The 22,716-nt window shown below is 66.3% G+C and carries 19 protein-coding genes and 1 pseudogene; 12 read left to right on the plus strand and 8 right to left on the minus strand.

Annotated elements, in window-relative coordinates:
• Nucleotides 1-362: 362 nt before the first annotated feature.
• From POL67_RS05290 to POL67_RS05300, 3 genes are all read right to left on the minus strand, one after another.
• Nucleotides 363-875 (minus strand): GNAT family N-acetyltransferase, encoded by a 513-nt coding sequence (locus POL67_RS05290; protein WP_271915951.1) that lies wholly within the window; start codon nucleotides 873-875, stop codon nucleotides 363-365.
• A 43-nt stretch (nucleotides 876-918) separates the two neighbouring features.
• Nucleotides 919-4,116 carry an amino acid adenylation domain-containing protein gene (locus tag POL67_RS05295; RefSeq protein WP_271930751.1) on the minus strand — a complete coding sequence of 1,066 codons (3,198 nt, stop codon included), beginning with the start codon at nucleotides 4,114-4,116 and terminating at the stop codon, nucleotides 919-921.
• Nucleotides 4,117-4,178: 62 nt separating this feature from the next.
• Nucleotides 4,179-5,120: an STAS domain-containing protein gene (locus POL67_RS05300; protein WP_271915952.1), complete on the minus strand. Its 942-nt coding sequence runs from the start codon at nucleotides 5,118-5,120 to the stop codon at nucleotides 4,179-4,181.
• 390 nt (nucleotides 5,121-5,510) lie between these two features.
• Between POL67_RS05300 and POL67_RS05305 the strand changes: the two genes are divergently transcribed.
• From POL67_RS05305 to POL67_RS05325, 5 genes and pseudogenes are all read left to right on the plus strand, one after another.
• The gene (locus POL67_RS05305) at nucleotides 5,511-6,866 is read left to right on the plus strand and encodes a DOMON domain-containing protein (protein ID WP_271915953.1); all 1,356 of its coding nucleotides are present in this window, start codon (nucleotides 5,511-5,513) and stop codon (nucleotides 6,864-6,866) included.
• 231 nt (nucleotides 6,867-7,097) lie between these two features.
• Nucleotides 7,098-8,900: a hypothetical protein gene (locus POL67_RS05310; protein ID WP_271915954.1), complete on the plus strand. Its 1,803-nt coding sequence runs from the start codon at nucleotides 7,098-7,100 to the stop codon at nucleotides 8,898-8,900.
• An 87-nt stretch (nucleotides 8,901-8,987) separates the two neighbouring features.
• Nucleotides 8,988-9,482: pseudogene (locus POL67_RS05315) on the plus strand (extensin family protein); the annotation flags it as partial.
• A complete protein-coding gene (locus tag POL67_RS05320) occupies nucleotides 9,479-9,829 on the plus strand; it encodes a hypothetical protein (RefSeq protein WP_271915955.1) in 351 nt (116 codons plus the stop codon). The pseudogene POL67_RS05315 and the gene POL67_RS05320, both read left to right, overlap by 4 nt.
• Before the next feature lie 180 nt (nucleotides 9,830-10,009).
• Nucleotides 10,010-11,272, plus strand: a complete 1,263-nt coding sequence (locus tag POL67_RS05325; protein WP_271915956.1) for a PAS domain-containing protein — start codon at nucleotides 10,010-10,012, stop codon at nucleotides 11,270-11,272.
• 27 nt (nucleotides 11,273-11,299) lie between these two features.
• Here the strand turns inward: POL67_RS05325 and POL67_RS05330 are convergent, their stop codons facing one another.
• The gene (locus tag POL67_RS05330) at nucleotides 11,300-12,394 is read right to left on the minus strand and encodes an ATP-binding protein (RefSeq protein ID WP_271915957.1); all 1,095 of its coding nucleotides are present in this window, start codon (nucleotides 12,392-12,394) and stop codon (nucleotides 11,300-11,302) included.
• Between the two features lie 304 nt (nucleotides 12,395-12,698).
• On the opposite strand from POL67_RS05330, the gene POL67_RS05335 reads away from it, so the two are divergent.
• The 3 genes from POL67_RS05335 to smpB all read left to right on the plus strand — a co-directional run bounded on the left by POL67_RS05335 (nucleotide 12,699) and on the right by smpB (nucleotide 14,806).
• A complete protein-coding gene (locus tag POL67_RS05335; protein WP_271915959.1) occupies nucleotides 12,699-13,400 on the plus strand; it encodes a hypothetical protein in 702 nt (233 codons plus the stop codon).
• The gene (locus tag POL67_RS05340) at nucleotides 13,397-14,140 is read left to right on the plus strand and encodes a hypothetical protein (RefSeq protein ID WP_271915960.1); all 744 of its coding nucleotides are present in this window, start codon (nucleotides 13,397-13,399) and stop codon (nucleotides 14,138-14,140) included. The genes POL67_RS05335 and POL67_RS05340 overlap by 4 nt, the downstream gene beginning before the upstream one ends.
• A 183-nt stretch (nucleotides 14,141-14,323) precedes the next feature.
• Entirely contained in the window at nucleotides 14,324-14,806 is a 483-nt protein-coding gene (smpB, locus tag POL67_RS05345) for an SsrA-binding protein SmpB (protein WP_271915961.1), read from the plus strand.
• Between the two features lie 21 nt (nucleotides 14,807-14,827).
• Here the strand turns inward: smpB and ybiA are convergent, their stop codons facing one another.
• From ybiA to POL67_RS05360, 3 genes are all read right to left on the minus strand, one after another.
• Nucleotides 14,828-15,280 carry a riboflavin biosynthesis intermediates N-glycosidase gene (gene ybiA / locus POL67_RS05350; protein WP_271915962.1) on the minus strand — a complete coding sequence of 151 codons (453 nt, stop codon included), beginning with the start codon at nucleotides 15,278-15,280 and terminating at the stop codon, nucleotides 14,828-14,830.
• Nucleotides 15,281-15,340: 60 nt separating this feature from the next.
• The gene (locus POL67_RS05355) at nucleotides 15,341-15,802 is read right to left on the minus strand and encodes a hypothetical protein (RefSeq protein WP_271915963.1); all 462 of its coding nucleotides are present in this window, start codon (nucleotides 15,800-15,802) and stop codon (nucleotides 15,341-15,343) included.
• A gap of 256 nt (nucleotides 15,803-16,058) precedes the next feature.
• Entirely contained in the window at nucleotides 16,059-17,540 is a 1,482-nt protein-coding gene (locus tag POL67_RS05360; protein WP_271915964.1) for a nitrilase-related carbon-nitrogen hydrolase, read from the minus strand.
• Between the two features lie 110 nt (nucleotides 17,541-17,650).
• Between POL67_RS05360 and POL67_RS05365 the strand changes: the two genes are divergently transcribed.
• From POL67_RS05365 to POL67_RS05375, 3 genes are all read left to right on the plus strand, one after another.
• Nucleotides 17,651-18,172 carry a PadR family transcriptional regulator gene (locus tag POL67_RS05365; protein WP_271915965.1) on the plus strand — a complete coding sequence of 174 codons (522 nt, stop codon included), beginning with the start codon at nucleotides 17,651-17,653 and terminating at the stop codon, nucleotides 18,170-18,172.
• Nucleotides 18,173-18,309: 137 nt separating this feature from the next.
• Nucleotides 18,310-18,864: a hypothetical protein gene (locus POL67_RS05370; RefSeq protein WP_271915967.1), complete on the plus strand. Its 555-nt coding sequence runs from the start codon at nucleotides 18,310-18,312 to the stop codon at nucleotides 18,862-18,864.
• A 7-nt stretch (nucleotides 18,865-18,871) separates the two neighbouring features.
• On the plus strand, nucleotides 18,872-19,615 hold the full coding sequence (locus POL67_RS05375) for a ferritin-like domain-containing protein (protein WP_271915968.1): 744 nt from the start codon (nucleotides 18,872-18,874) through the stop codon (nucleotides 19,613-19,615).
• Between the two features lie 56 nt (nucleotides 19,616-19,671).
• On the opposite strand, the gene POL67_RS05380 is transcribed toward POL67_RS05375, so the two are convergent.
• Nucleotides 19,672-21,033: a hypothetical protein gene (locus tag POL67_RS05380; protein ID WP_271915969.1), complete on the minus strand. Its 1,362-nt coding sequence runs from the start codon at nucleotides 21,031-21,033 to the stop codon at nucleotides 19,672-19,674.
• 370 nt (nucleotides 21,034-21,403) lie between these two features.
• Here POL67_RS05380 and POL67_RS05385 point away from each other — a divergent pair, with 370 nt between their 5' ends.
• Nucleotides 21,404-22,636 carry a hypothetical protein gene (locus tag POL67_RS05385; RefSeq protein ID WP_271915970.1) on the plus strand — a complete coding sequence of 411 codons (1,233 nt, stop codon included), beginning with the start codon at nucleotides 21,404-21,406 and terminating at the stop codon, nucleotides 22,634-22,636.
• Nucleotides 22,637-22,716: the final 80 nt, after the last annotated feature.

The raw sequence follows: 22,716 nt of genomic DNA on the forward strand, positions 1-22,716 counted from the left end.
CCCGCAGTGTAGAATCACGCATTCTTTGTGTTCGGACGCTCTCATCCGGCTGCATAGCAGGCCGATATCCGTATCCCTGTCGACCACGTCCCCTTCGTGCGGCTCGATCGTGCCGGCCTTGTATTGGACATTTTGAAGCGCCACCCACCGCCCGCTGAACTCATTCGAGCGACACAGCTCTGCCCATTTCGTGCGCTTACTGTGTTGGTTTCGCATGGCAAGGACACCGTACCGTCCTTTGCATTCCGGGGTCAATCTCGCTGGCAGTCGAGATAGTGCTGCTCGCAGCAGGATTGTCACGGCCTCGTTGTAGGGTGCCGCGTCTTTCGTGTGCGCCGGCGCGCTAGGGGACGCGTCGGCTCTTAGCCGCGGCGCAGGATGAGCTCGCGGTCCCGCACACGCCCGACCGGAAATTCGTATTCGCCCACCTTCACGAAGCCGAGCCTGCCGTAAAGCCGCAGGGCGCCGTGGTTCTCCGACCACACGCCGATCCACAGGAGGCGCCCCGGCCGCTCCAGCCAATGCAGCGCGAGCTTCAGCAACTGGCTGCCCAGACCGGAGCCTTGCTCGGTCTTCAGCACATAGAGGCGCTTCAGCTCGCCGCACGCGGGCGTGACGTCCTCGTGCGGGAGCTTGCACGGTCCCACGTGGGCATAACCGACGGCGCGGCCATCCGCCTCGGCCAGCCAGATGGCCTGCGCCGGATCGGACAGCTCGCCCCGGGCCCTGTCCTCGGCGTAGGCCGTTTCGAGGAAGTCGCGCAGGTCCTCGGGCGGGTAGAGGTGGCCGAAGGTCTCGACGAAGGTCGCGCAGGCAAGCGCGCGCAGGGTCTCGGTATCGGCGGGCGTGGCGCGACGAATCGTGGCCTGGCTCATGGGCCGGGCATCTACCATCTTCGCGGCTCGACGCGAAGACCCATCAACGCGTCCCGCCGAGCTTCGAACGCAATCTGTTGTGCGTGGACTTACGCACGCTATGGATTCGCCGTCGCCTCGGGTCAGCGACGCCAACGGAGGAACATGAGCGCCCTGCAGGACACCGGACGACGACGCCGCTACGTGGTGCGGCGTGCGCGGCACTGCCGGACGGCGCCCCTCGGTGGCGCGTGCGATCGCCTAGATAGGCCAGGTAGACGCGCAGCAACCTGGCGTCGAGCGGTGGACATGATAACGAGGTATCCGCGAGCGCATGGCGCGTGTTCGTGTCATCGAAGACCGGCATGCCTTCGTAGAGCTCCCATCGCGTGAGCCCCTCGTGCACCTTTTCCGTCAACATCGGGATGAGCGGAAGCAGCGGGCTGCTCCGAGAGCGCCCGGCCGAATCGACCACGCATTCGAGCCAAGACGCAAACGGGAGCTTCCGGAGCGCATGTCCGGCGCCGCGCAGGAGTTCGAAGAAGCCCTGCAGATCAGGCGACTCGGCCACCGGCGGCACGAGATGGTACGTCCGGCCCAGGTTTGCAGGGTTCAGCGAGATGCGCGTGACGGCGGCGCTCACGTAATCGACAGGGACGAAGTCCTTGCGTTGGCGCGGCAGGTCGGGATAACAGCCCGCATGTATGCAGCCCTTGATCAACCGGCAGACGAAATCGTTCAGGTTGGCGGCGCCCGTCGTCGTGTCGCCCATGATGAACCCCGGTCGGAAGATGCTCGTGGCGAGCCCACGCGAGCGCGCCGTGGAGACGAGTTGCTCGGCGACCCACTTGCTCTGTGAGTAGCCCATGTCCGTATCGAGGTAGGGCGCGCCGTGCGCGAAATTGTCGGTCTCGTACACGACGCTCACGCCCTTGAAATAACCCACATGGCCGACGACACCGATCGATGATAGGTAATGCACCGGCTTCTGCCGGATCGCGCACGCCAGCCGGAGGACCTCACACGTCCCCGAGACGTTCGCGCCCCTGAGCGCGTGGTAGGGCTTGACATAATTGATCTCGGCGGCGGAATGGTAGATCGTGTCGATCTGCCCGGCCAGGGCGTGGAATTGGGGCGCATCGAGCCCGAGGAGCGGCTGCCTCAGATCGCCAGGAATGGGCAGAATGCGTGCCTCGTGCTGCGGCTGCCACAGTCCGTACATCGTGAGCGCCGCGCGAATACGCTCCATGCCCGCCTGCGTATCCTCCGCGCGCACGAGGCAGCGGATCTCCGCGCGTGTATGTCGAAGGAGATCGCGCAGGAGGAAGGCGCCGAGAAAACCGGTGGCGCCGGTCAAGAAGATATGCCGGGGAGGGCCGCTCGGGCGGGTCGCAGTACCTGGGCGGATGCTCGGATCGAGCTCGACGTCGTCGTGGAACGACGCGATCGTGCTCGACGCGACGTCCTTGCAGACGCCGCGTCGAGCATCGTCGATCTTCTGCGCAAGGTGCGCGAGCGACGGCGCGTTGAAGAGATATCGCGCGGGCAAGTCAACCCGAAAATCCTGGCGGATACGGACGATGAGCCGCGCGGCAAGGATGGAATCACCTCCGAGGTCGAAGAAGGAGTCCTCCCGGTGGATGCCATCCATGCGGAGGATATCCTTAAAGATTCGTGCGAGGTGCATCTCGGTGCTCGTGGAAGGAGGCGACGCCTCGTCGAATTCGGCCCGTGCACGCACGTCCCGTGGCGACGGAAGGGCGGCGGCGTCGAGTTTGCCATTGCACGAGAGGGGGAAAGCGGGTAAAAGTACGGTGTGTGAGGGGAGGAGGTGGCTTGGTAAGCGTGCCTCGAGGTGGGCGCCAATCTGCTTCGTGTCGACGCTCGCGTCGGCGACGACATAAGCCACGATGCGCTTGTCGCCGGGGACGTCCTCCCGCACGACCACGGCGGCCTCTTTGACGAGGGGACAGGCGCAGAGCGCCACCTCGATCTCCCCGAGTTCGATGCGAAAGCCGCGGATCTTGACTTGACGATCTTGTCGCCCGAGGAAGTCGATGGTGCCGTCCTGGAGATAACGAGCAAAGTCCCCGGTACGGTAGAGCCGCGCCCCGGGCTTGCTCGAAAATGGATCCGCAATGAAACGAGCGGCCGTGAGCTCGGGCTGGCGAAGATACCCGATGGCGAGCCCGTCGCCGCCGACATAAAGCTCGCCAGGTACACCCGCGGCAACGGGCGAGAGGTCCGGATCGAGCACGTAGGCGGTGGATTTTGCGATGGGCCGACCGATCGGGATGCTCGAGGCGTCATGGGGCTCATCACGGACGAGATGCGTCGTGGAGAATGTCGTATTCTCGGTCGGACCATACCCGTTGATCAGTCGTCTCACGCCGCCGGTACGCAGCACGGCACGAGCCCATTTCGGGTCGAGCGTCTCCCCGCCGACGACGAGATATTCGAGGCCCGAGAAGATATCGGGATCGGCGCTCGCCAGATGATGAAAGATCGAGGTCGTCACGAACATCACGGTGATGCCGTCGCGGTCCTTGGCGGCGCGGAGAGCGGCGGGCGACAACAACGTGTCTTGCGGGACGAGGACGAGGCGCGCGCCGTTGAGCAGCGCGCCCCATATCTCGAACGTGGACGCGTCGAAGGACAGGCTCGCAGCGTGCATGACGCGGTCGGAGCGACAAAACTCGATGTAATTGGTCTGCACGACGAGCCGGACGATCGCGCGATGGGGCACGACGACGCCCTTCGGGCGGCCCGTTGAGCCGGACGTGAACATCACGTACGCCGGGGCCTCGGATGTGGGATTTGGGAACGGATCGCCCGATGGAAGGTCGGCATCTCCGTTCGCCTTGTCGTCGTCGGGCGGGACGACGTCGCCCTGGAATCCGAGCTGACGCGCGTGGTCCGGCTGCGCGACGAGCACCGGTGCCTCGGTCTCGTGGAGCATCCATCGCAGGCGCTCCTTGGGGTATGTGGGGTCCATGGGAACATAAGCGCCCCCCGCCTTGAGAACGCCGAGGATGCCCACGAGCATCGGAAGTGACCGGGCCAAGGATATGCCGACGAGCACGCCCGGTCCCACCCCGCACCGCCGCAATCTGCGTGCGAGCCGTCCGGCGCTGCGATCGAGCGCGCCATAGGTGAGTGTTCGCCCCTCGTGCACGGCCACGATCATGTCTGGTGCCGCTCGGGCCTGCGCCTCGAAGAGGGAGTGAACCGTTCCGTCACGAGGCGCATCCGTGCTGATCATCGTTGTTCGCGTCACGCTTTCCCCCTTGCCAACAGGACTACGCGGTAGGAACTGGCTGAGCCTCAGCGCCGCGATAGCGCATACGCGATCCCGCTCTGGAGCGTTCCGCGTGTGACGATGCCTGAAAGCTCGGCTCCGATTTCGACGAGGGTCTTCGCGACGGCGGAGCTGATGCCGGTCATCAAGATTTCAACGCCGAGCAGCCGGGCAGTCTTCGCGGCGCTCACCAGCGCATCTGCAATCTCGGCATCCATGAGCTTCACGCCTGTGATGTCGAGGATGGCGACCCGCGCGTGGTGCGAAGCGATGCCGTCGATGAGCGCCCTTTGGATCTCCTCTGCCCGCGCGTCGTCGATATCTCCGACGAGGGGCATGGCCACGACACCGTCGGCGATAGGCAAGAGCGGAGTCCCGAGCGCGCGGAGGGCCCGCTGCTGGGTCTTGACCAGCTCGGTTTGGAGCTCGAGCTGGAGGCGCTCGGCCGTGCTCGTCGTGACATCCCGGAAAAATCCGGCCATTCCCGCGGGCGCCCCCGCGGCGTCTCTGACGAGGAAGGCGGAGGTCTGTCCCAGCCATTCACTGCCATCCGGACGCCTGATTCGAAGGGTGCCGCTCCATGCGCCCGTGGTAAAGAGCACAGGGACGACTTCCGCCTGGAGCCTTGCATAATTCTCGGGATCGTAGAACTCCTCGAGCGTGCGGCCGACGGCGCTCTCTCCAAACCCGCTCATTGCCTTGAAGCTTGCGTTCGCATAAGTAACGCGGCGGTCGAGGGACGTGAGCGTGATGCCATCGAGGGCGCAATTGACGAGCGCCTGAGCAACACCAAGCTGCTCGATCATGGAGGTCTGCGACTTTACGACAGCCCTCAGCGTGCGCACTTCCTCCTCAGCGCGCGTGAGACCACCGCAATGGAAAGGTGCCTCCGGACCGAGTGCATCCGCGCGATTCGACGGGGACGTATCGTCGAGTGCTTGGGGGTCCACGCCGGTGAGCGTATTCATGATACTCCACCTCCTCCAAGGATTCTAGGATGGATGCGCGCCAACGCGCCACCCTGAATGCGGGACATTCGTAACGGGCTGGACAGCCGCCAGGGCAAGGACGCACCGTCCCCGTCAGAATGCGTACGCCCGTACCCGAGGCGCACGGAGGATGGACCGTGATCGGTATCGAGCGAGAGCAGCGCGTTCGGCACTTCGATCATGAAGGCGGGGGAAGATGTCCCGTCTGTACCGGCGGCCTTTCGCTTTGGGCCCCGTTGGGGCAGGTGGCGCTCGAAGCCCCCCGCCGTCGTCTCGGCGGCGGGGGGCGGACCTGGACAAAGTCCTTCGCGTTGCATACCCTCGGGCGCGAACACGGAAGTGCCCGCAGCGTACACAATCGACCCAATCATGAAGCGAATCTTCGTGGGTGCACTGTTCTCGTTCGCCGCGCTCGTTGCATGCGGCTCCGCACCATCGTCCCGCGAGAAGCTCGACGAGACCCAGAGGCAATGGCCGACGTCGACCCGTAAGAACGGGCCCGCGTCGCTCGAAGCGCCCACGAGCGCCCCGCCGTCCCCGGCGCCGTCCACCTCGGCTGCGCAGCAGGGCCCCGCTGTCGGCTCCCCGCCTCCGCTCTTCGCATCACGCCTCCGCTTCGACGCTGCCAAGCGCGTCGAGATCGACGGCAAGCTCGACGAATGGCGCGATCTCGTCTCCGGCGTGAGCGCGGTGCCCGACGCGCCGGACACCTTCGCCGCCACGCTCGGCGCGGACGACGCGGCCCTCTACATCGCAGCGCGCATCCGGCCTGCTCGCGATGGAAGCGCGACCGTGAAGCTCCGGCTTCGCTTCCTCGACCGCGGCACGAGCAGCGCGCCTTGGGAGGTGTCGGTGGCAGCGAGGAGCGGCGCCGTCACGGTGCGCGCGCCGGGAGGCCCGCCCCCGACGGCCGTATCCGACGCGAGCGCGCGATTCCAGATCTCGGGTGACGAGACGACGCTCGAAGCCCGCATCCCGTGGACCGCGCTCGCACCGGCTGCCCGCTCCCGCGTCGGGATCCGCGCCGCGCTCGTGTACGAGCGCGACGGTCACGAGCGCGCGGTGATCGGAATGGGCGACGCGGAAGAAGATCTCTGTCCCATGCCGTTCGAGCAGGTCCTCCTGGCACGCCTCGATCCGATCGCCCAGCGCCTCTGGCCTCACGCGACGCGATCCTGGTTCCAGGCCGGCGCGGACTACCCGATCGCCGTCGACGTGACCGGCGACTCCAAGCTCGAGCGCGTCGGTAAGCTCGGCAATCAGATCACCGTGTGCGAGCCCAAGAATACGGTCGACGCGCATTGCGAGACCCGCACCTTTCCCGGCGAGACGCGCGTCGAGGGCGCGGGCGCCCAGCGCATCACGCGTGATGACAAGGACGACTTGGTCCTCCACTATTGGCGAACGCGGGACACGGCCGAGCACCTCGTGATGGAGGTCGTCCCCGTCGTCTCCGGCGCGCCGCTCGTGCCGATCTTCGAACACGAAGTCTCCGTCTATCTCTGCTGCGGGAGCGAGGCGAACGCGCCGCCGCACATTCGCGACGCGGTCGCCATCAGCCCAAGGACGATCGAAATCAGCGCCGAAAGACCCTGGCGCCTCAGCGAATCGAAATTCACCGAGGCGCCCCTCGGCGGCACCATCCGCCCCGTCGTCACCCCTTGGGAGAAACCACCGAAGCGCCGCTATGTGTTCGTGAACGGTGCCTTCGAGCCGAAGCGCTGATCGACCATCGGCGTACGCGCGACCGTACGCCTCGCGCTCGTTCGATGCCGCGGGCTCGGTCCACTTCGGCTCGGGCGTGAGCTTGGTGGACTTGATGGCTTGGACCGCGGTGGCCAGCGCCTCGAAGGCGGATACCGCCAGCCGGACGCCACGTGGCTGTTGCCAAGGCGCACGTGGATCTCGCATCATACGTTTGTGATAGGCAAAAGCCCCGTCGCTCACCGGCGCTTCGTGCTCCTCTCCCTGCTCGCGCTCGGCTCTTGCGACACGGGCCACGCGCTCGCCGAGCCCACCTCCGCTTCCCGTGCAAATGTTGCCGCGCAAGAGGTGCAGCGGGGCGTCTCGCTCGTCCTGACGGTCGACGACGCTGACCTCGCCGTCGGCGATGAGCTCCGCTTTCAACTCGCGTTCCGCAACGCCTCGGGTGACGCGGCTGTCGTCGTCCCGCCCCTCGACGGCTCGTGGAGCGACATGCGGCAGCCCGCCTATGAGCTCGTCTTCGCGGATGCCAAAGGCCAGCCGCTGCCGCACGCGCTGGGCTTCACCCCCGCCGCGCGGTGTGCCCTCACGAACCCGATCGAGCCGAAGGATCGACGTGTCCTTGGCGCGCGTAGCAAGCTCGTGATCGAGGACGCGCACGCCTGGGCGCCTGCGTTCCGCGTCCTCGATCACGCCCGGCCCGGCGTGGTGTCGCTGCGCGTGCGCTACCGGGCGGACGGCCTGCCCGGGGTCACGCCGCTCGCGCTCGTCTCGAACCCTGTCGAGCTCACCATTCGCGGCGGCAATGAGGCGCTCTGGGCCTGCCGCAACACGCAGGTCGAGCGGGCCAGGCAGCACGTGTATGCGGAGAACACGCCTTCTCGGCTCGTCGCACGCGAAGACGGCTACCTCCTCGTCTATCGACGGACCGAGACGCACGTGCGGCCTGGGGAGACGAAATCCATCGGGGCCGTGTTCGCCCAGCAGCTCGGGCGTCGGGGCGAGCCGGTCGGGGCGCCCGTCGAGCTCGCGCGGAGCGATAACGACTGGCCGGGGCTCGTCGAGACGCTGGACGTTCCGGGCGGGCTGCTCGTGGCCTTCACGACGGCCCGTGGCGAGAAGGACCGCGACGTTCGTCTGGTGTACGTGGACACGAGCCAGGGAGCGCCGAGGCCGGGGCCGATCAAGACGATCTCGACGGAGCCTGGGCGGCCCGTGTTTCTCGCGCTGGCGCGCGCCGGTGCCCGCGCGGGTATCGTTTGGCAAGGCCGCGTGGGCGGGGACGAGGTGTTGAGGTTCAGGCCGCTCGGGCTGAATGGCGAGCCCACGGGGGGCGCGGTATCGATTTCGTCGAGCGCCGGTCTCGCGGGCGGAAACATGTTATTCGCGCCCGTCGGCAGCGATTATTTGCTGGCCTGGCACCAAGGTGGTCCCGAGCTTCGGCTCCAGCGCCTTGCTGCCGATGGTGCGCCTACGGGGAGCGCTGGCACGGTCAAGCTCGCGGACACGGGGACGCTCGTCGCGCTCGGGATGCTTGGCGACCGGGTGGGCATCGTGGTTGCCGATAACGGCGTGAATCATGCAATCGCGCGGGATACCATGGGTCTGCACGCGATCGAGCTAACGGCCGCCGACTTCCGCCTGCTCTCCGACACGCCGGCCAGTCCTTGGGACCAGCAGACGGCGCGCTTCGGCGCTGCGGCGTGGATGGACAGCCGGCTCACGCGTCTGTGGAGCGAGGATCGAAAATTGGTCTTTGCGTCGGAACCTGGAGCGCAGGCGCCGCAGGTCCTCCTGAGCCAAGCGGCCGGCGGGACACACGGACTCTGGGCGACAGCGGACAAGAGCCGGATCCTCGCCACCTGGACCGATTTGCGCGATGACGATCAGCGCCAATGCGCTCCATCGAGCACCTGCGTGAGCGAGGTGTACGTGGCCGTCCTCGATCCGACGGGCAAGGTGCTCGTTCCGCCGGCGCGCGCCACGAGGACAGCGGTTCCGAGGCCGGTCGCGCTTCACCAGGCAAACTGGGCCGAGCTCTGCGCGAAAAGATAGCGGACATCCCGTCGCCCTCCTCCACGAGCTTTCGGCAATTCACCACGCGGTCGGCGTCGAGGAAGCAGGCGTCGCTGGAGGTCGTGGCGAGGGAGGTTCCCTGACCGATCAGCGACCGAGATCTACGGTCGCCCCCCGAGCCGCGTCGTGCACCTCGGCACGTACAGCTGTCGCCGCATTGCCGCGTATCCCGAGTTCCTCAGCGAGCACGCGCTGGGGAACGCCATCGACATTGCGGGCTTCGATTTTGGCCCGCTACCGAAAGGACAAAGCCTGCCGGAGGGCATCCCGGCCGGCTTCAAGAATGGCTTCGAGGTTCGCGTGCTCTCGCACTGGAAGGCGCAGACAGGCCACGCGGCGATCCACGCGCGGTTCCTGAAGACGCTGGCGAGGAGGCTCATCGCACGGAAAGACGTCTTCCGGGTTCTGCTCGGGCCGGGCTACGCGGGGCATGACAACCACTTTCATTTCGACATGGCGCCGTTCCGGATGGTGGAGATGTATGACGGCGGGCAGCCACTGGTAACGCCGCCAGCGTCGAACAGCGCCTCGGCGGTGAACGAAAGCACGGAGAGCCCATGAGCGGGGCGGCCGTCGGGTGCCGCAGTCGAGGCGCGGCGGTTGACCGCGCCTCGGGCAACAATCGCCCGCTCGATCGGCTCAACGCCGTCGGCGGTCAGACGATGAAGACGTGCAAGGCGCTCGGATTTATCGACGATGATACGCTCGGTACGTGCTTGTTCGGCGCGGCAACCACGACCTGCGGTTATGACGTGAGCAGCGGCTACTATCGGTACGGCAACAGTTGCCAAGGCTGCACCCTGAACACCGGGCCGTTCGCTACCTACGTGCTGCAAGGCCCCATGAACACCGCAAGCGTGCTCTCGAGCATGGATGGCTCGATGCGCAATCGCTGCAAGGCACGTTGAGCCGAGCGGCTTCGACGCGTCACGCCTTCGGGCATCCACGTTTCATTCCAACTCCAACTTTTGTCACGCCTGGCGGAGCGATCCTGCGTACTTCGCCGATTGTGCAGCGGCCAGGACGCGCTTTCCTCTCTGTTCTGTTGGGGAAGGGCCTGGTAACGTTCATCATCCCGGGAGACGTTGATGACGAACGAGATGGAAACCGTCGAGCGGTTGACGCTCGAGAACGATACGCTGCGCAAGCGTGTGGCCGAGCTCGAGGAGACCGTCCGGCAGCGAGATCGGGTCACGCAGACGATCATCGACCACGTCCCGGCGCTCATTTTCGTGATGGATCTGGAGGACACGTACAGCCACACCAGCCAATCCTGCGCCGCCTTCATGGGCCGCCAGGAGGTCTCCGAGATTGTCGGGCACAATGCCAGGGAGTTCTTTCCTCCCGAAGTTTTCGCCTCCTGGAGGGAGAACAATCGCCTCGTGGCCGCGAAGGGCGAAGCAATCGTGGCGGAGGAGTCTGGTCCGGGGGAAGACGGCGTACAAGTGTACCGATCCATCAAGTTCCCCATACGCGACAGCGAGGGGACCATTCGCTGGATTGGCGGCATCGCGTCGAACGTGACGGCCGAGCGCAGGGCCGAGGAGCGGCTGCGCGAGAGCCAGGCGCGCGCGCAGGCCATGCTCGACGCGTCGACGGACCTGCTCCTGCTCGTGGACCTCGAAGGCGTGGTCGTCATGGCCAACCAGGCAGCCGCGGGGCGGCTCGGGTGCTCCCCGGCGGAGGCGGTCGGGATGCGCGACGTATTCCCGCTCGATGAGCCGGCACGCCGGGCCTCTTTGGTGGAGGAGGTGCGGCGCACCGGCACCCCTGCGCGTTTCGACGCCGCGCGCGACGAGCGTTGGTTCGAGGTGACCGCGTATCCGGTGCGGGGCGGCGACGGACTGCCCGCGCGCCTGGCGATCTTTGGGCGCGACGTGACCGAACAGAGGCGCGCGGCTCAAGAGCAGCGGCGGCTCCAGGAGCAGGTCATCGAGGCGCAGCGCCTGGCCATTCAGGAGATCGGGACGCCGCTCGTCCCCCTCACGGACGAGGCGGTGGCCATTCCGCTCATCGGGGCCATCGACGAGGTGCGCGCCGCGCATTTCCTGGAGACGATGTTGCGCGGGGTGGATGCCCGCGGGGCGCATATCGTCGTCGTCGACGTGACCGGCGTGAGCGACGTCGATGCCCACGTGGCCGAGGTGCTCGTGCGCGCCGCGCGGGCGGCGAAGCTGCTCGGCGCAGAGGTGATCATGACGGGAATCCGGCCCGCCGTGGCGCAGGCGCTGGTCGACCTCGGCGCTGATCTCGGTGGCGTCGTGACGCTCGCGTCGCTGCAGGACGGCATCGCGTACGCAGTGCGAGGAAAGGGGCGGGCGCCGTCACCTCGGCGCGGCGTCAGGGCATGATCGGCCTGCGCCAGCGCGGACGTCTGTTTAGTGGTTGTCAACGATCTCGATCAGGCCGACGATATGCGTTCGCAACTCGGCGTTGTGTCGAAGTCCATGCGCGAAGGCGCGGCGCACCACCGTCGAAACGACGGTTGCCACTTCCGGTGTCGCGAGTCTGCTCGTCGTAGGGGACTCATAGGTTGGGTCCCGGAGCCGCACGCAGACGACTGCATGCAAGCCGCTGGCAACGATGTCGCGGAGTTGCTCCAGCGGTCGCTTGTTCACGCGTGTTTCTTCGACATCCCGCAGCCCACGAGCCAAGCCGTTCAATAGACCTCGGACGTGCGTGCCGCCGTCGGTCGTACGTTGAATGTTGGCGAAACTGTCAATCGACGTCCAGCGATGGTCTCGCCACTCCATCGCCACCTCGACCGAGATGTCATTCACGACCTCTTCGACGGCGACGACGCCGAAGATACGCTTGCCCGGGGAGCGTGTTCTTTCAAGAAATACGCGAATGCCGCGCGTCTCGTGGAAGTGGTGCTTCCGGTGGTCGACGAAGGAGAAGCTCAGCGAGGGCACGAGGCATGCGAGTTCGCGCAGCCGTGCAGCGATGGCGCCCGCGTTGATCCAGGGGTCCGAAAAGATGGTCGGGTCGGGAAGGAACGTGATGGCCGTCCCCGTTTGGCTTGTCGGTCCGACCGCTTCGAGATCGCCGCAAGGTATTCCGCGTTCGTAGCGCTGTCGGTAGCACCTGGCGTCCCGAAAGATTTCGAGGCTGAGCCACGAGGACAAGGCGTTCACTGCAACCAACCCGACGCCATGCAGTCCCACGTGCTCATGTGGCGCGTGTCCGTCGAAGGTTGGCGTTCGGTGGAGGGACGTGAGGGCCTTCTGAACAAAAGGAACCCCATCGACTTGATGAACGGGAATCCCACGCCCATCGTCCTTGACCGTCACCGAGCCGTCCTCGCCAACTTCGACCGACACGGCCCGGCAAATGCCTCGAACGTGCTCATCGAGCGCATTCGCAAGCAGCTCCCATACCATGTGCAACAAGCCGCTACCGTCGCGGACGTCACCAATGAACATCCCTGGCCTGCGACGGATGGCATCGATGTCCTCCGGGAAGTCGATCATGCGAAGTGCTCAGCGATCTCTGGACGAGGTGGTCCTTGTCTGCTCCAGGGCCTTCACCACATGGGCGTATCTCACGAACGTTGCCGAGCTACAAGGCCACTCGTCCGGGCGACGTGCTCCCCCTCGTCTTCCGCGATCGACTCGTTGACAACTTGTCCTCGCGCCCGCCGCGCAGCGCGACAGACCGTCATACCGCTTCGACCCTGGCGACGTCTCTCGGGCGCCGGTTGCTTGGTTTTGCCTCTGGTATGGGTCCTGCTTCCGATCGGCCCGCTCCAGGGCAGGCTTCAAAAGAAACGCGACCATGCGACAGCTCCGCATCCTCGTCTTCGTCACGACGCTCGTCGTCCCCGCGGTAGCGCATGCTGGAATGCCGTTCGTGCGGCTCTCGGACTTCGCGCGGATGCGGCTCGAGGCGATTTCGTTTTTCGTGCTCCTCATCTTCCTGCTCACGCTGCTGGTCCAGTGGTTCTGGAACGCCGTGCAGCGGGACATCCCGCGGCTCCCGCGCCTTTCCCACAAGGCGTCGCTCGGCATCGTCGGCCTGTGGGCGCTCGGCATGCACCTCGTCCTCAGCATGATTGCCGGCGGCCGTGAGCTCATGACCCCCGGCGCATGGGAGAAGGACGGGGCGACGTACAAGCTCAGCCCCGCCCGCGCGGCCCCCGCCGAAGAGGCGCTCGCGTATGCGCGCAAGCAGCAGCTCGAGAGGCTACGAACCGCGTTATGGGGGTACGCCCATGCGCACGGCGGCAAATTCCCGCCGCACGATTACGTGGAGGAGATTCCCGAGGCCACGTGGCGCATCGTGGATCCTTCCGTAATGCATTACGTGTACGTGTCGGGCCTGCACCCGGAACGCGGGGCCGTGCCCGTCGCGTACGAGCCGGGCATCTACTCCGGCAAGCGCATGGCGCTCCTGAGCAGCGGCGAGATCACGGCGCTCGATATCAACGAGATCACGCGCCGCATCGACGCCGCGCCGACGAGCAAAGGGGCACCGTGAAGGGACGCGTTGCGGCTGTCGGATGCCTGGCCCTGGCCATGCTCTTTCTTGGGCTCCTGAGTTTGAGCGGGTCGACCATCGTGCTGGAGGCCCCGTGGTTCTTGGCCATGGGATGGCTCCATTTCCTGGTGCGCGTATTGCCGAAGGTCCACGTCGACGTGGAGGCCGTCCTCGTTGCGCTCCTCGTCGCGGGGGCGCTTTTCGCAGGGCTGCATGCCGTGATCTCGCGTATCAATAGCCACCTGCGGAAGGACGAGCCATCGGCGCGGCCGTGGCGCCTCCGCTCGGCGGCCTCGTTCTTCGGGCTGTTTGTCGCCATGCTTCTGTGCAGCATGGCGTCCATCGGAGCCGCGCATCATCTAGGCTGGATGTTCTCCGGTGGCAAGCTCACGTATTCGAACCAGGATCTCGGATTTCATCCCGAACTCAGGCTCCTACGCCCCTTGTGCAGTTCCTTTGCGCAGAGCTCCGGGGACATCCACGAGCGCGCGCGTATCTTTGGTCCCGTCCGCGAGACACACCACGTGCTCGTCGAGGAATCGTCCGACGACGTTCTGATTTTCGAACGTAATCCGACGAATCCCGAAAGGTCCTACCCGATGATGTGCGTGTCCGGCGGCAACCTCCAGCTCTTGGCGGACTTCGGCCGTGACGAGGCGCTGGAGAGGTTTCGTTCGCCTGGACGATCACCGGGGGATGCCGGCGCCCCGGACGCGTCGGAGGGTGGAGCTACGCCGTAGATTGCTGAGCCGCGGACGTGCTTGCTCGGGCTACGGAACGTTCGTGAAACCCAGTCTCGGCATCCATTTCGTCGTTGCCCAACGGCGGACGCGACAGACGGGCACGCGATGTTCGCAGCCGAGTGTCTCAAACGCACTTCCCTTGCGTGCGCGCGACGCGTAGACTTTTGAACGACGCTGCCCATGACAGGACGAAAGCAGAGCGACGAGCACGTCATCGCGCGAAACCGCGCGGCGACGTTTCACTACGAGCTATCGGATCGGTACGAGGCGGGCATCGTGCTGCGCGGGAGCGAGGTGAAGTCGCTGCGCGAGGGGCGCGTGCACCTGGCCGATGCGTTCGCGGTGGTCGAGCGTGGCGAGGTATGGTTGAGGAACATGCACATCGCATCCTTCTTTCACGCGCGCGCGTTTCCGCACGACGAGCGCGGCGCGCGCAAGCTGCTCCTCCACGCGCGCGAGATTCGGCAGATCGAACGCGTCATTCTGCGCGAGGGCTACACGCTCGTGCCGCTCGACCTGCATTTCCGGAATGGCCACGTAAAAGTGGCCCTCGGCGTCGGTCGCGGGAAGAAGGTCCACGACAAACGCGCCGCCATCGCCGAGCGCACGGAGGAACGCGAAGCGCTGCAAGAACTGCGTGCTCGTCAGCGTCGCGGCGGGTAACGCCGGGCTCGCGACAGCATATTATGGCCGTCGTTCCGTCTGCAGGATCGTGCGGACGTCCATGAGAATGCGCCCGAGCATGTTCTTGCCCGAGCCGTCCCCGCCGTCGCCCCAGAAGGAATCGGTGTCGGTGTGCTCGATGAGGGTAGCGTCTGCCGTCGCCAGGAGGAGCTTGGTCAGGTCGTCATGTTGCCGGAACTTGGCTTCGACCGCCCGGCGCATCACCGAAACCTTCACCGATTCCCAGTCAGCGCGGAGTTTTTGTCGCCGATCGCGCCCAAGCCGTGCCGCTAGCAGCGGCGTGGACGCGCAGCGAACGCGCTCCTGCACCTTTGGATCGAGAAACTTCTGAGCCTGAAAATAGTGCTCCGAGGTCGGCCAGCGTTTCTTGCCCAGGACGATGGGATACGGCGCGAAATTGGAAAATTCGCCATAGGCGTCTTGGACGCTGTAAAAGCGAATGTGAGGCGTCATGTGCCGAGGTTCCCGCTCGGAGGCTCGAGTCGTTTCACACCTGCTGGTGTGCGATCCCGCTCAATGGTGCGTCGCGCCCGACGCGATGTACGACCGCTCGGTTCCGACCGCGCAGGTCGCGAACGCCTTGCAGTCCGCCGCCGCCTCGCAGGCGTCGCCCTGCTTCAGCAGCCGCTCCAGTTGGTCGGCGGGCGTGCGCGTCGCCATCGCTTCGCACATCGCGTCGATTTTCGCGGGCTCCATATCGCTCTGCCACTGGGCGCGTGATTCCTTCAGGACCACGTCGCGCCCCTCGGTCTTGACGCGCTCGCCGATGCCCTTCGGCATGTCGAGCTCGATGCGGAGGTCGAGGACCGCGGACAGGTAGTCGTCGGTGCACGTGGCCTGCCGCGCGTAGTAGCGATGGCACATCGGCCCGAGATCAGCAGCGGTGCGCGCGGCGGGCTCCGCAGGTGGCGGCGAGGAGGTCCCGCCACATGCGGCGAGCAGGAGCACGAGGACGAAGCGGCGGTCACACGACATGGCACGATGATACGTCACTGCGGCGCGCGACGTAAGGGATCTTTGTCGTCGGCATGGGGGCGCGTCGACGCCGGCGCGCATGAAGGCGTGCGCGGCTGCTTCCGGATCGTCGAGGGCTGCCTCCGGCCGATGCATCCCCGAGGCGAACTCGCTTCCCGAGCGCCGAACGGTTCGGCGCTCGTGTCGGTGCTCGGTCAGGCGGTACCCAAGGCGCGCGGGCTTGGATGGACGTTTTCGAGCCAGGAGGGGTGCGTCTTCACGTCGCCCGTCGCCGAAAAATCGACACGATTGCGCTGACTGTGAGGGCTGCGAGAGCGAGGGCGCAGAGGTAAGCAAAGAAGTCGCCGTATCTGGCGTAAATGGTTGCTTGGCCTGCCATCGGCGCGTCTGCGTACAAGATGGCGCCAGGCGAGGCGAACGAATCGTTTGACCCGAGGCGCACGCCCCGCGCGTCGGTTGCGACCGACAGGCCGTTGCTCGCGGCCCGCACGAGACTGAAGCCGCCCTCGATTGCGCGGAACACCGCCATCTCGCCGTGAAGCGGCGTGATCGCGCGCCAATCGTTGGCCGGCACGAGCAGCAGATCGACGCCCCGCAGTGAAGCCTGGCGACCGAGCGCGGGGAAGTCGGCGTCGAAGCAGATGATCACGCCGAGGCGTCCGTACGGCGTGTCGAGCGTTTGCACGTCGCCTTTGCCCGCGACGATGGGCTCGCCAGGCACCGGGATCGACTTCACATATTCGAACGCGAGGTGGCCCTCGGGCGTGAACACCATCGCCTTGTTGGTCATCAGCGCGCCGGGTTCCCGGGGGACTTGGAGGGCGCCGGCGACGAGATGGACGTCGTGATGGCGGGTGAAGTCTTGTGCGCGCGTGACGAACTCGGGCTCGAATTCTTCGTCGTATTGCGCCGCGCCTTCGTACCAGACGATCAGCCGCGTGCCATTTTGAGCGGCGGTTTTGGACATCGCGAAGAGGACGTCGAGACGTGTGCGGCTGTTTTTCGCGCGGCAGGTGATGTCCTCGCGTGAGGGGCACCCTTCGAAGAAGAGGTCGCTCAGGGTCGAAGGATTGCTGAGCGCTGCGACGCGCACGGTTTGACGCGCGGGCGCGGGCGCGTAGCGGGCCCAGGCGCCGTAGCCGAGCGCGAGGAGCAAGCATCCTCCGAACGCCGCGAGCGCTGGATTGGCGCGGGGCGCGCGCGATTCGAAAAGCCCCTGCACCGCGCTGGCGAACCACGCGACGAGGAACGCGACGCCCCATACCCCCGTCACCGAGGCGAGCTCCGAAAGCAGCAGGAAATCGAGCTCGATGTACGCGTCGTTCGCCCACGTGCCGAACGGGCTGCCGAGAGAGACCACGTAGAGAAGCGTGACGTTCGCTGCAGGGAACACGAGCGAGCCCGGCACGCCTCCGAGACGTGGGGACGCGAGGCGGTGCAGCAAATAAGGGAGCGCGCCGAACAGGCCGGAGATCGCGCTCGTGACCGCGTACTCCGCGTCCGGCATGGGAATGGCGCCTCGGAACGTGACGAAGGAGGCGACGCCGCACGCGACCGCCGTCGCGGCGAAGCCGGAGCGCGGCGGCGATATCATCACGAAGCGCAACATCAAAGCCGGCGCGACCCACGCCGCGAAGACGTTGGCGTGAACGCCGTTCGAGAAGCAGAGCGCTAGCGTGCCGAGGGCGAGGAGCGCCCAGCGCATGCGCCCGGAGGAAAGCGTCTTTAGCGAAGGCATCGCGACCACGTATGCACCTTGTGGCATATGTCCTAGCATCCGGTGTCGGGGTATGCAACACTGTGCATACGTAGACCGATCGGAGGAGCCTCGCCTTGTCCCTGAAGCACTTGATCCTGGCCGTCGTCGGCACGCACCCGGCCACGGGCTACGAGATCACCAAGGAGTTCGACGAAGTCGCCGGTTTCTACTGGCGCGCGACGCACCAGCAGGTGTATCGCGAACTCGCGGCGCTCGCCGAGGCGGGGCTCGTGCGGTTCAAGGAAGTCGCGCAGCAGGGCAAGCCGGACAAGAAGGTGTACACGATCACGGCGAAAGGCCGGCGTGCGTTCGCCGACTGGTTTCGCGAGCCGCCTGAGGTGGCCCGTCACGCCGACCCGCTGATGATCAAGTTTTTCGCGGCCGAGCTCGTCGGCATCGAGGATCTACGTGCCCAGCTCGCGCTCGCGCGCGAACGCCATGCGGCGCTGCTCGCCACCTACGAGGCGATCGTGGCGAAGCACTATGCGGAGCCGGTCCTTGAGATGCCGCAGTGGAAAAAATTGATCTATCTGACGCTGCGCCTCGGCATCACGCGCGAGCGCGCGTGGTTGAGCTGGGCGGACGAGAGTGAGCGCGTGCTGGGGGCGTAAGGGAGCCAGCGCTCGAATTCCCACGACACATCAGGAACCCGGCGTCGCTGCACGCACGGTTGTTGCATAGGTCGTCCCGTCGAGCCTATTCTCGCGCCCGTTGCGCCATCTTGAGCCATCACCAGGAGATGACGACCATGCCTCTTCCCCGAAAGCAGAAGCCTCGACGAAAGCCCTTCGTCATCACCTTTGCCCAGGTGGCGACCGTCGCGTTGTTGCCCGGTTGTATCGAGACGACCGTCACGTCGAACCCGCCTCCCACCGAGGAGCCTTCATGCCCTGCCGAGCAGCCGTCGCAGGGAGAGGCTTGCATCGGCGACCTCACGTGCGACTACGAGTTCAATGTCGGCTGCGGTCCTCAACCCGCAAAGGCCACGTGTAAAAACGACGTATGGGTCATCGATGCGGGGATTTCATGCAATCCCCCGGTCCCGACTGACAATCCCCCGGACACTTGTCAGGCCCTCGCGACCGAAGCGGAGTGCAACGCGGCGGAGGATTGCCGCTGGCTCGTTCCGGGCTGCGAGCCTCCCATCCTTCCGCAGGCAGGCTGTTTTGCCAAGCTGGACTGCGTCGGCGTCACGTGTGGCGACGGCAAAATGTGCCAGGAGGCGGTCATCGATCCCTGCTACAACCAGGCGTGCGACGCTTGCGGCATGACCGTCTCGGTATGCCTGCCGCCGGCCCCCTGAGTCTGCCATGCCCTCGCCCTCCCCGAAGCGCGCTCCACGCGCCGCCGCGAGCAACGCGGTCCGCGCCGAATGGCTCCGCCGTGTGCACGCCGAATACCGCTCGGCTGCGATCACCCAGCACTTGACGCTCTGGCTCATTCAGCTCGGCGTCTCGCCCGACCTCATCCACGACGGTTTGCGGATCGTCAAGGACGAGCTGGCCCACGCGCGCATGAGCCACGCGACGTACCGAGCGGCCGGCGGAAAGGAGGCGCCGCTCCTCGCCCAGGAGACGCTCGGGCTGCGCCGCAATCCGGCGGAGCCCCTTCACCTGGCCGCGGCGCGCGCGGGGATCGAGGTGTTTTGCCTGGGCGAAACGGTGGCGGTGCCGCTGTTCAAGGTGCTGCGCGAAGGGTGCACCGTCCCGCAAGCGCGACGCACGCTCGACCGCGTGTTACGCGACGAGGTCCGGCACCGAGACTTCGGCTGGAGCCTGCTCGATCATTTCCTCGAATTGCCCTTTGCCGACGATGTGCGACGCCTCGTCGATGCGGAGCTGCCGGCGATGTTCGGGCGCCTGCAGCGGAACTACGCGCCGCCCAGCGCAAGGGGAAACGATGCGATCGCCGCGGAGGATCGCGTATGGGGGCTCATGCCTCCGGCTCGCTACGGCAAGATCGTGGAGCGAACGCTGGAGCGCGATTATGCGCCTCGTTTCGCTGCACGTGGATTCGACGCCCTACGTGCGTTCGAGGCTGCTCGGGGAAGCTGAGTGCAGGCGCGCCTTCGTGGAAGGAAAAGGGGCGCGGGGAGGGGGGTCGGGCGAGCTCAGGAATCGTAGCCGTAATTGCCGTTGAGGACGAGAACCACGCCGCTAGCCGGGTAGAAGAGCACGACGCGCGTGATGAAGTCGGTGCAGTTGTGGCACGACACCTGCTCGCTGTAGGACCACGCCTCGATGTCGCCGCCGCCCGCGAAGGCGTCGACCGCGGCGAGCAGGGCGCTGCCGCCGCTCGAGCCGAAGAATGTGGTCGAAGAGAGGCCGGCGCGATCGGTGAACGTGCCGTATTCGGCGGCCGGCTGGTTCTGATCCGAGGCGGCAATTTCGTCGACCACGCTCGCGATCGTGACCGGCGACTCCGGGCACTCCGGCGTGTCGTAGGCGGCAATGGGCTGGAGGTTGCGCCAGTTGTAGCCGCTCGATCCCTGGTTCCACACCGCGCGCGCGGGTTCGAGCGAGGAAGCGTCGATCGAGGAGAGCGAGAGGGGCTCCTGGCCCACGTCGCACGCGTCCGCATAGACGCAGCGCTGCACCTGGCGGTAGGTGCCACATGCCGCGAAGTCGGTCGTGCCCACGGGCTGGCTGTGGTAGCAGGCATAAACCGCCGGCTCACACGGGGGGGACGGCCATACGTTGTAGGGATCGCCGGAGGTGAGGGCGAGGCCCGTCACGCGCGCGACCAGGCGCGCCGTCTTTTTCGCGAGGGTGCCGTCGGGGCGCGTCGCGCTGAAGGAGAGCTGCTGCGTGTGCGGATCGATGGCGTCGTGGAGATTCGTGTACGACCAGTCGAGGCGGTAGCTGTTCGCATCGACGGGGAAGACCGACGGCGCGCCGTCGGGCGCCGTGACGGTGAGCGGGTTTCCGAGCACGTCGACGCCGCCGCGGTAGACGACGTTATCGATGCCGTTGACGGAGTAGTAGGGCTGCACGGCCTCGTCGATCCAGAGGTCGCTCGCCCCGAGGAAATCGTAAAAACGCGCCGCGATCTCGACGCGGGCGGTGTACTGGTTGGGCGTGCCCGTGAAGGTGTTGATGGAGACGAAGAGCGGCAGGCCCGAGAGCAAGGTATTCAACTCGTGGCCCTCGTGGATCACGACTTCGAGCCGGCGCTCGCTGATGATGTTCGCCTGCCCGAAGGCGTCATCCGGCACGAAGCTGAACACGTTCTTCAGGTAGCGGTTCGCGGTGCCGCGGAAAATGAGGGCGCGGACGCCGTCCCGCTCCTCGAAGGTGCCGAGCGTCTCGAAGGAAAAGTCGAGGTCCCCCTCCGAGGCATAGATCCGGGTCGCCGTGGCGGCGGAGGCAGCCGATTCCGTCTCCTCCGGCAGCGTAGAATCCTGCGCAGCGCAGGCGGGCACGGCGAGGGCAGCCAGGAGACCGATTGCAAGGAAGCGCGATTTGTTCACCATGTTATCTCCAGGTAGGTGGCGACCTTTTATTGCTCATGAACGTCGACGTGGCAAGGGCGACCCTCCCCCACTGCCGTGGACAAACCCCAAGGCGCGGCGATACGCGAGGGGAGCTCGACGCGTCCCTCGCGGCTTCGTGGTCGATCTCGTTCGGACGTCGGCGCCCGCGTCTCCGCGGTAGGAGCCCCTACGCTTGGACGGGTCCGTGGGAACGTCCTACCGTCGATTCCTGTTGTTGGGATCGCAATGTTTGGTGTAACCTCATTTAATGCCAGCTTCCTCATTCCGCGCCCCCGTATTTTCTGTCGCGTCGACACCTGCGCGCGAGATGGTATGAGCAAAGATCGGATGGTATTTCGGTATGCACGTTATGCGGTTTAGCTCCATCGCCACGAGCGTCGTGGCGATCGTGATCGTTGGTTGCGGCGGGAGTTCAGCGCCGGTCGCCAACGATCCGGCGCCGGTCGTCGCGGCGGCGCAGCCCGCGCCTGCGCCGGAGCCTGCGCCCCCCGCGCCTCTCCCGCCTCCGCTGCCGGCCGAGAAGCCCGTGGTGCCGGTGTTGGAGCTCGCCGCGCCCCAAGGCGCGCCGCTGGACGCGCCGCTCGCAGGCTGCGTGCTTGTGTGGGTCGATGCGCCGTTTTATCTCGCGGCGAAGGAGGACGCACCACGACTCCAGCTCGCGAAGCTCGGTGCGCGCAAGGACCACGTCGCGGAGGCAGTGCCGATGCGGGTGGTCGCGGCGAAGGGGGCGTTTGTCGAGGTCGAGACGCCGTTCCTCGACGAGGCGCAAAACGATGAAACCGACTGCGCGTGGTTCAACATGCGGAGCCAGTTCGATGTTGGGCGGCTCCGGTTGTTCGTGAAGCGTGAGGACCTCGCGCCGGTCGTCACGACGAAGTTCGCAGCGTCGTATCCCGACGGGAGCAAGATCGAGGTGTTGCCCGGGGCGCCGATCGTGCCGCTCGCAGATGGGCGTTCGCTCGTCGGGTTCGCGTTCGCGTCGATGCCGGTCGTGTTGCCCGCGGCGTCGATCGGATACGCGTACCCCACGCTGCCGAAGGAGTCGCGGGAGACGTTCGAGCCGAAGTTCGTGCTGCAGGCGAGGGACGTAGGCTTCGCCGAGACGCGCGTGCCGTTGCCGATCCGGCTGATGGCGCCGCTGGCCGCGACGGTCGAGCCGAAGGGCGCGCAGGTCATGTTCCCGCTGTCGGGCCGGTGTGGCGCTGCGACCGTGCTCGCAGCGAAGGCCGAGGTCCGATCGTACGAGGCGCCCCCTCCCGGGCCAAGCGTGGGCGTTGGAATCGGATTCGGTCGGGTGATGGGCGTGGAGCGCTGGTACCTCGCGGCGGGCACCGCGCTCGCCGCCGAGACGGGGCACGTCGTCACGAAGGTGCGGCAAGAGATCAACGTCCCGAAGCCCGCGGCCGGGGCGAAGGAAGTGTGCATCGAGCGGAGCGCATTCCTCGCATCGCGTTACCTGGGTGGCCCGAAGGTCGAGCGCGTCGAGGAAGGGGAATTGCGGTTGTGCGCGCCGGCGCGTGTGGTGAAGCACGAGGAGGCGAAGAGCATCCTCGGCGAGAGCGTCCGACTCAATGCGCGTTGACGGCGTCGCGGGGAGGCTGCGCTGCCGCGCCCTTCGCTCGCTTCACCAGCTCGCCCGGAGGGAGCCGTCGTCGCGATAGG

It is taken from the genome of Polyangium mundeleinium, assembly GCF_028369105.1.
In the GTDB taxonomy this organism is placed as follows: Bacteria; Myxococcota_A; Polyangia; order Polyangiales; family Polyangiaceae; genus Polyangium; species Polyangium mundeleinium.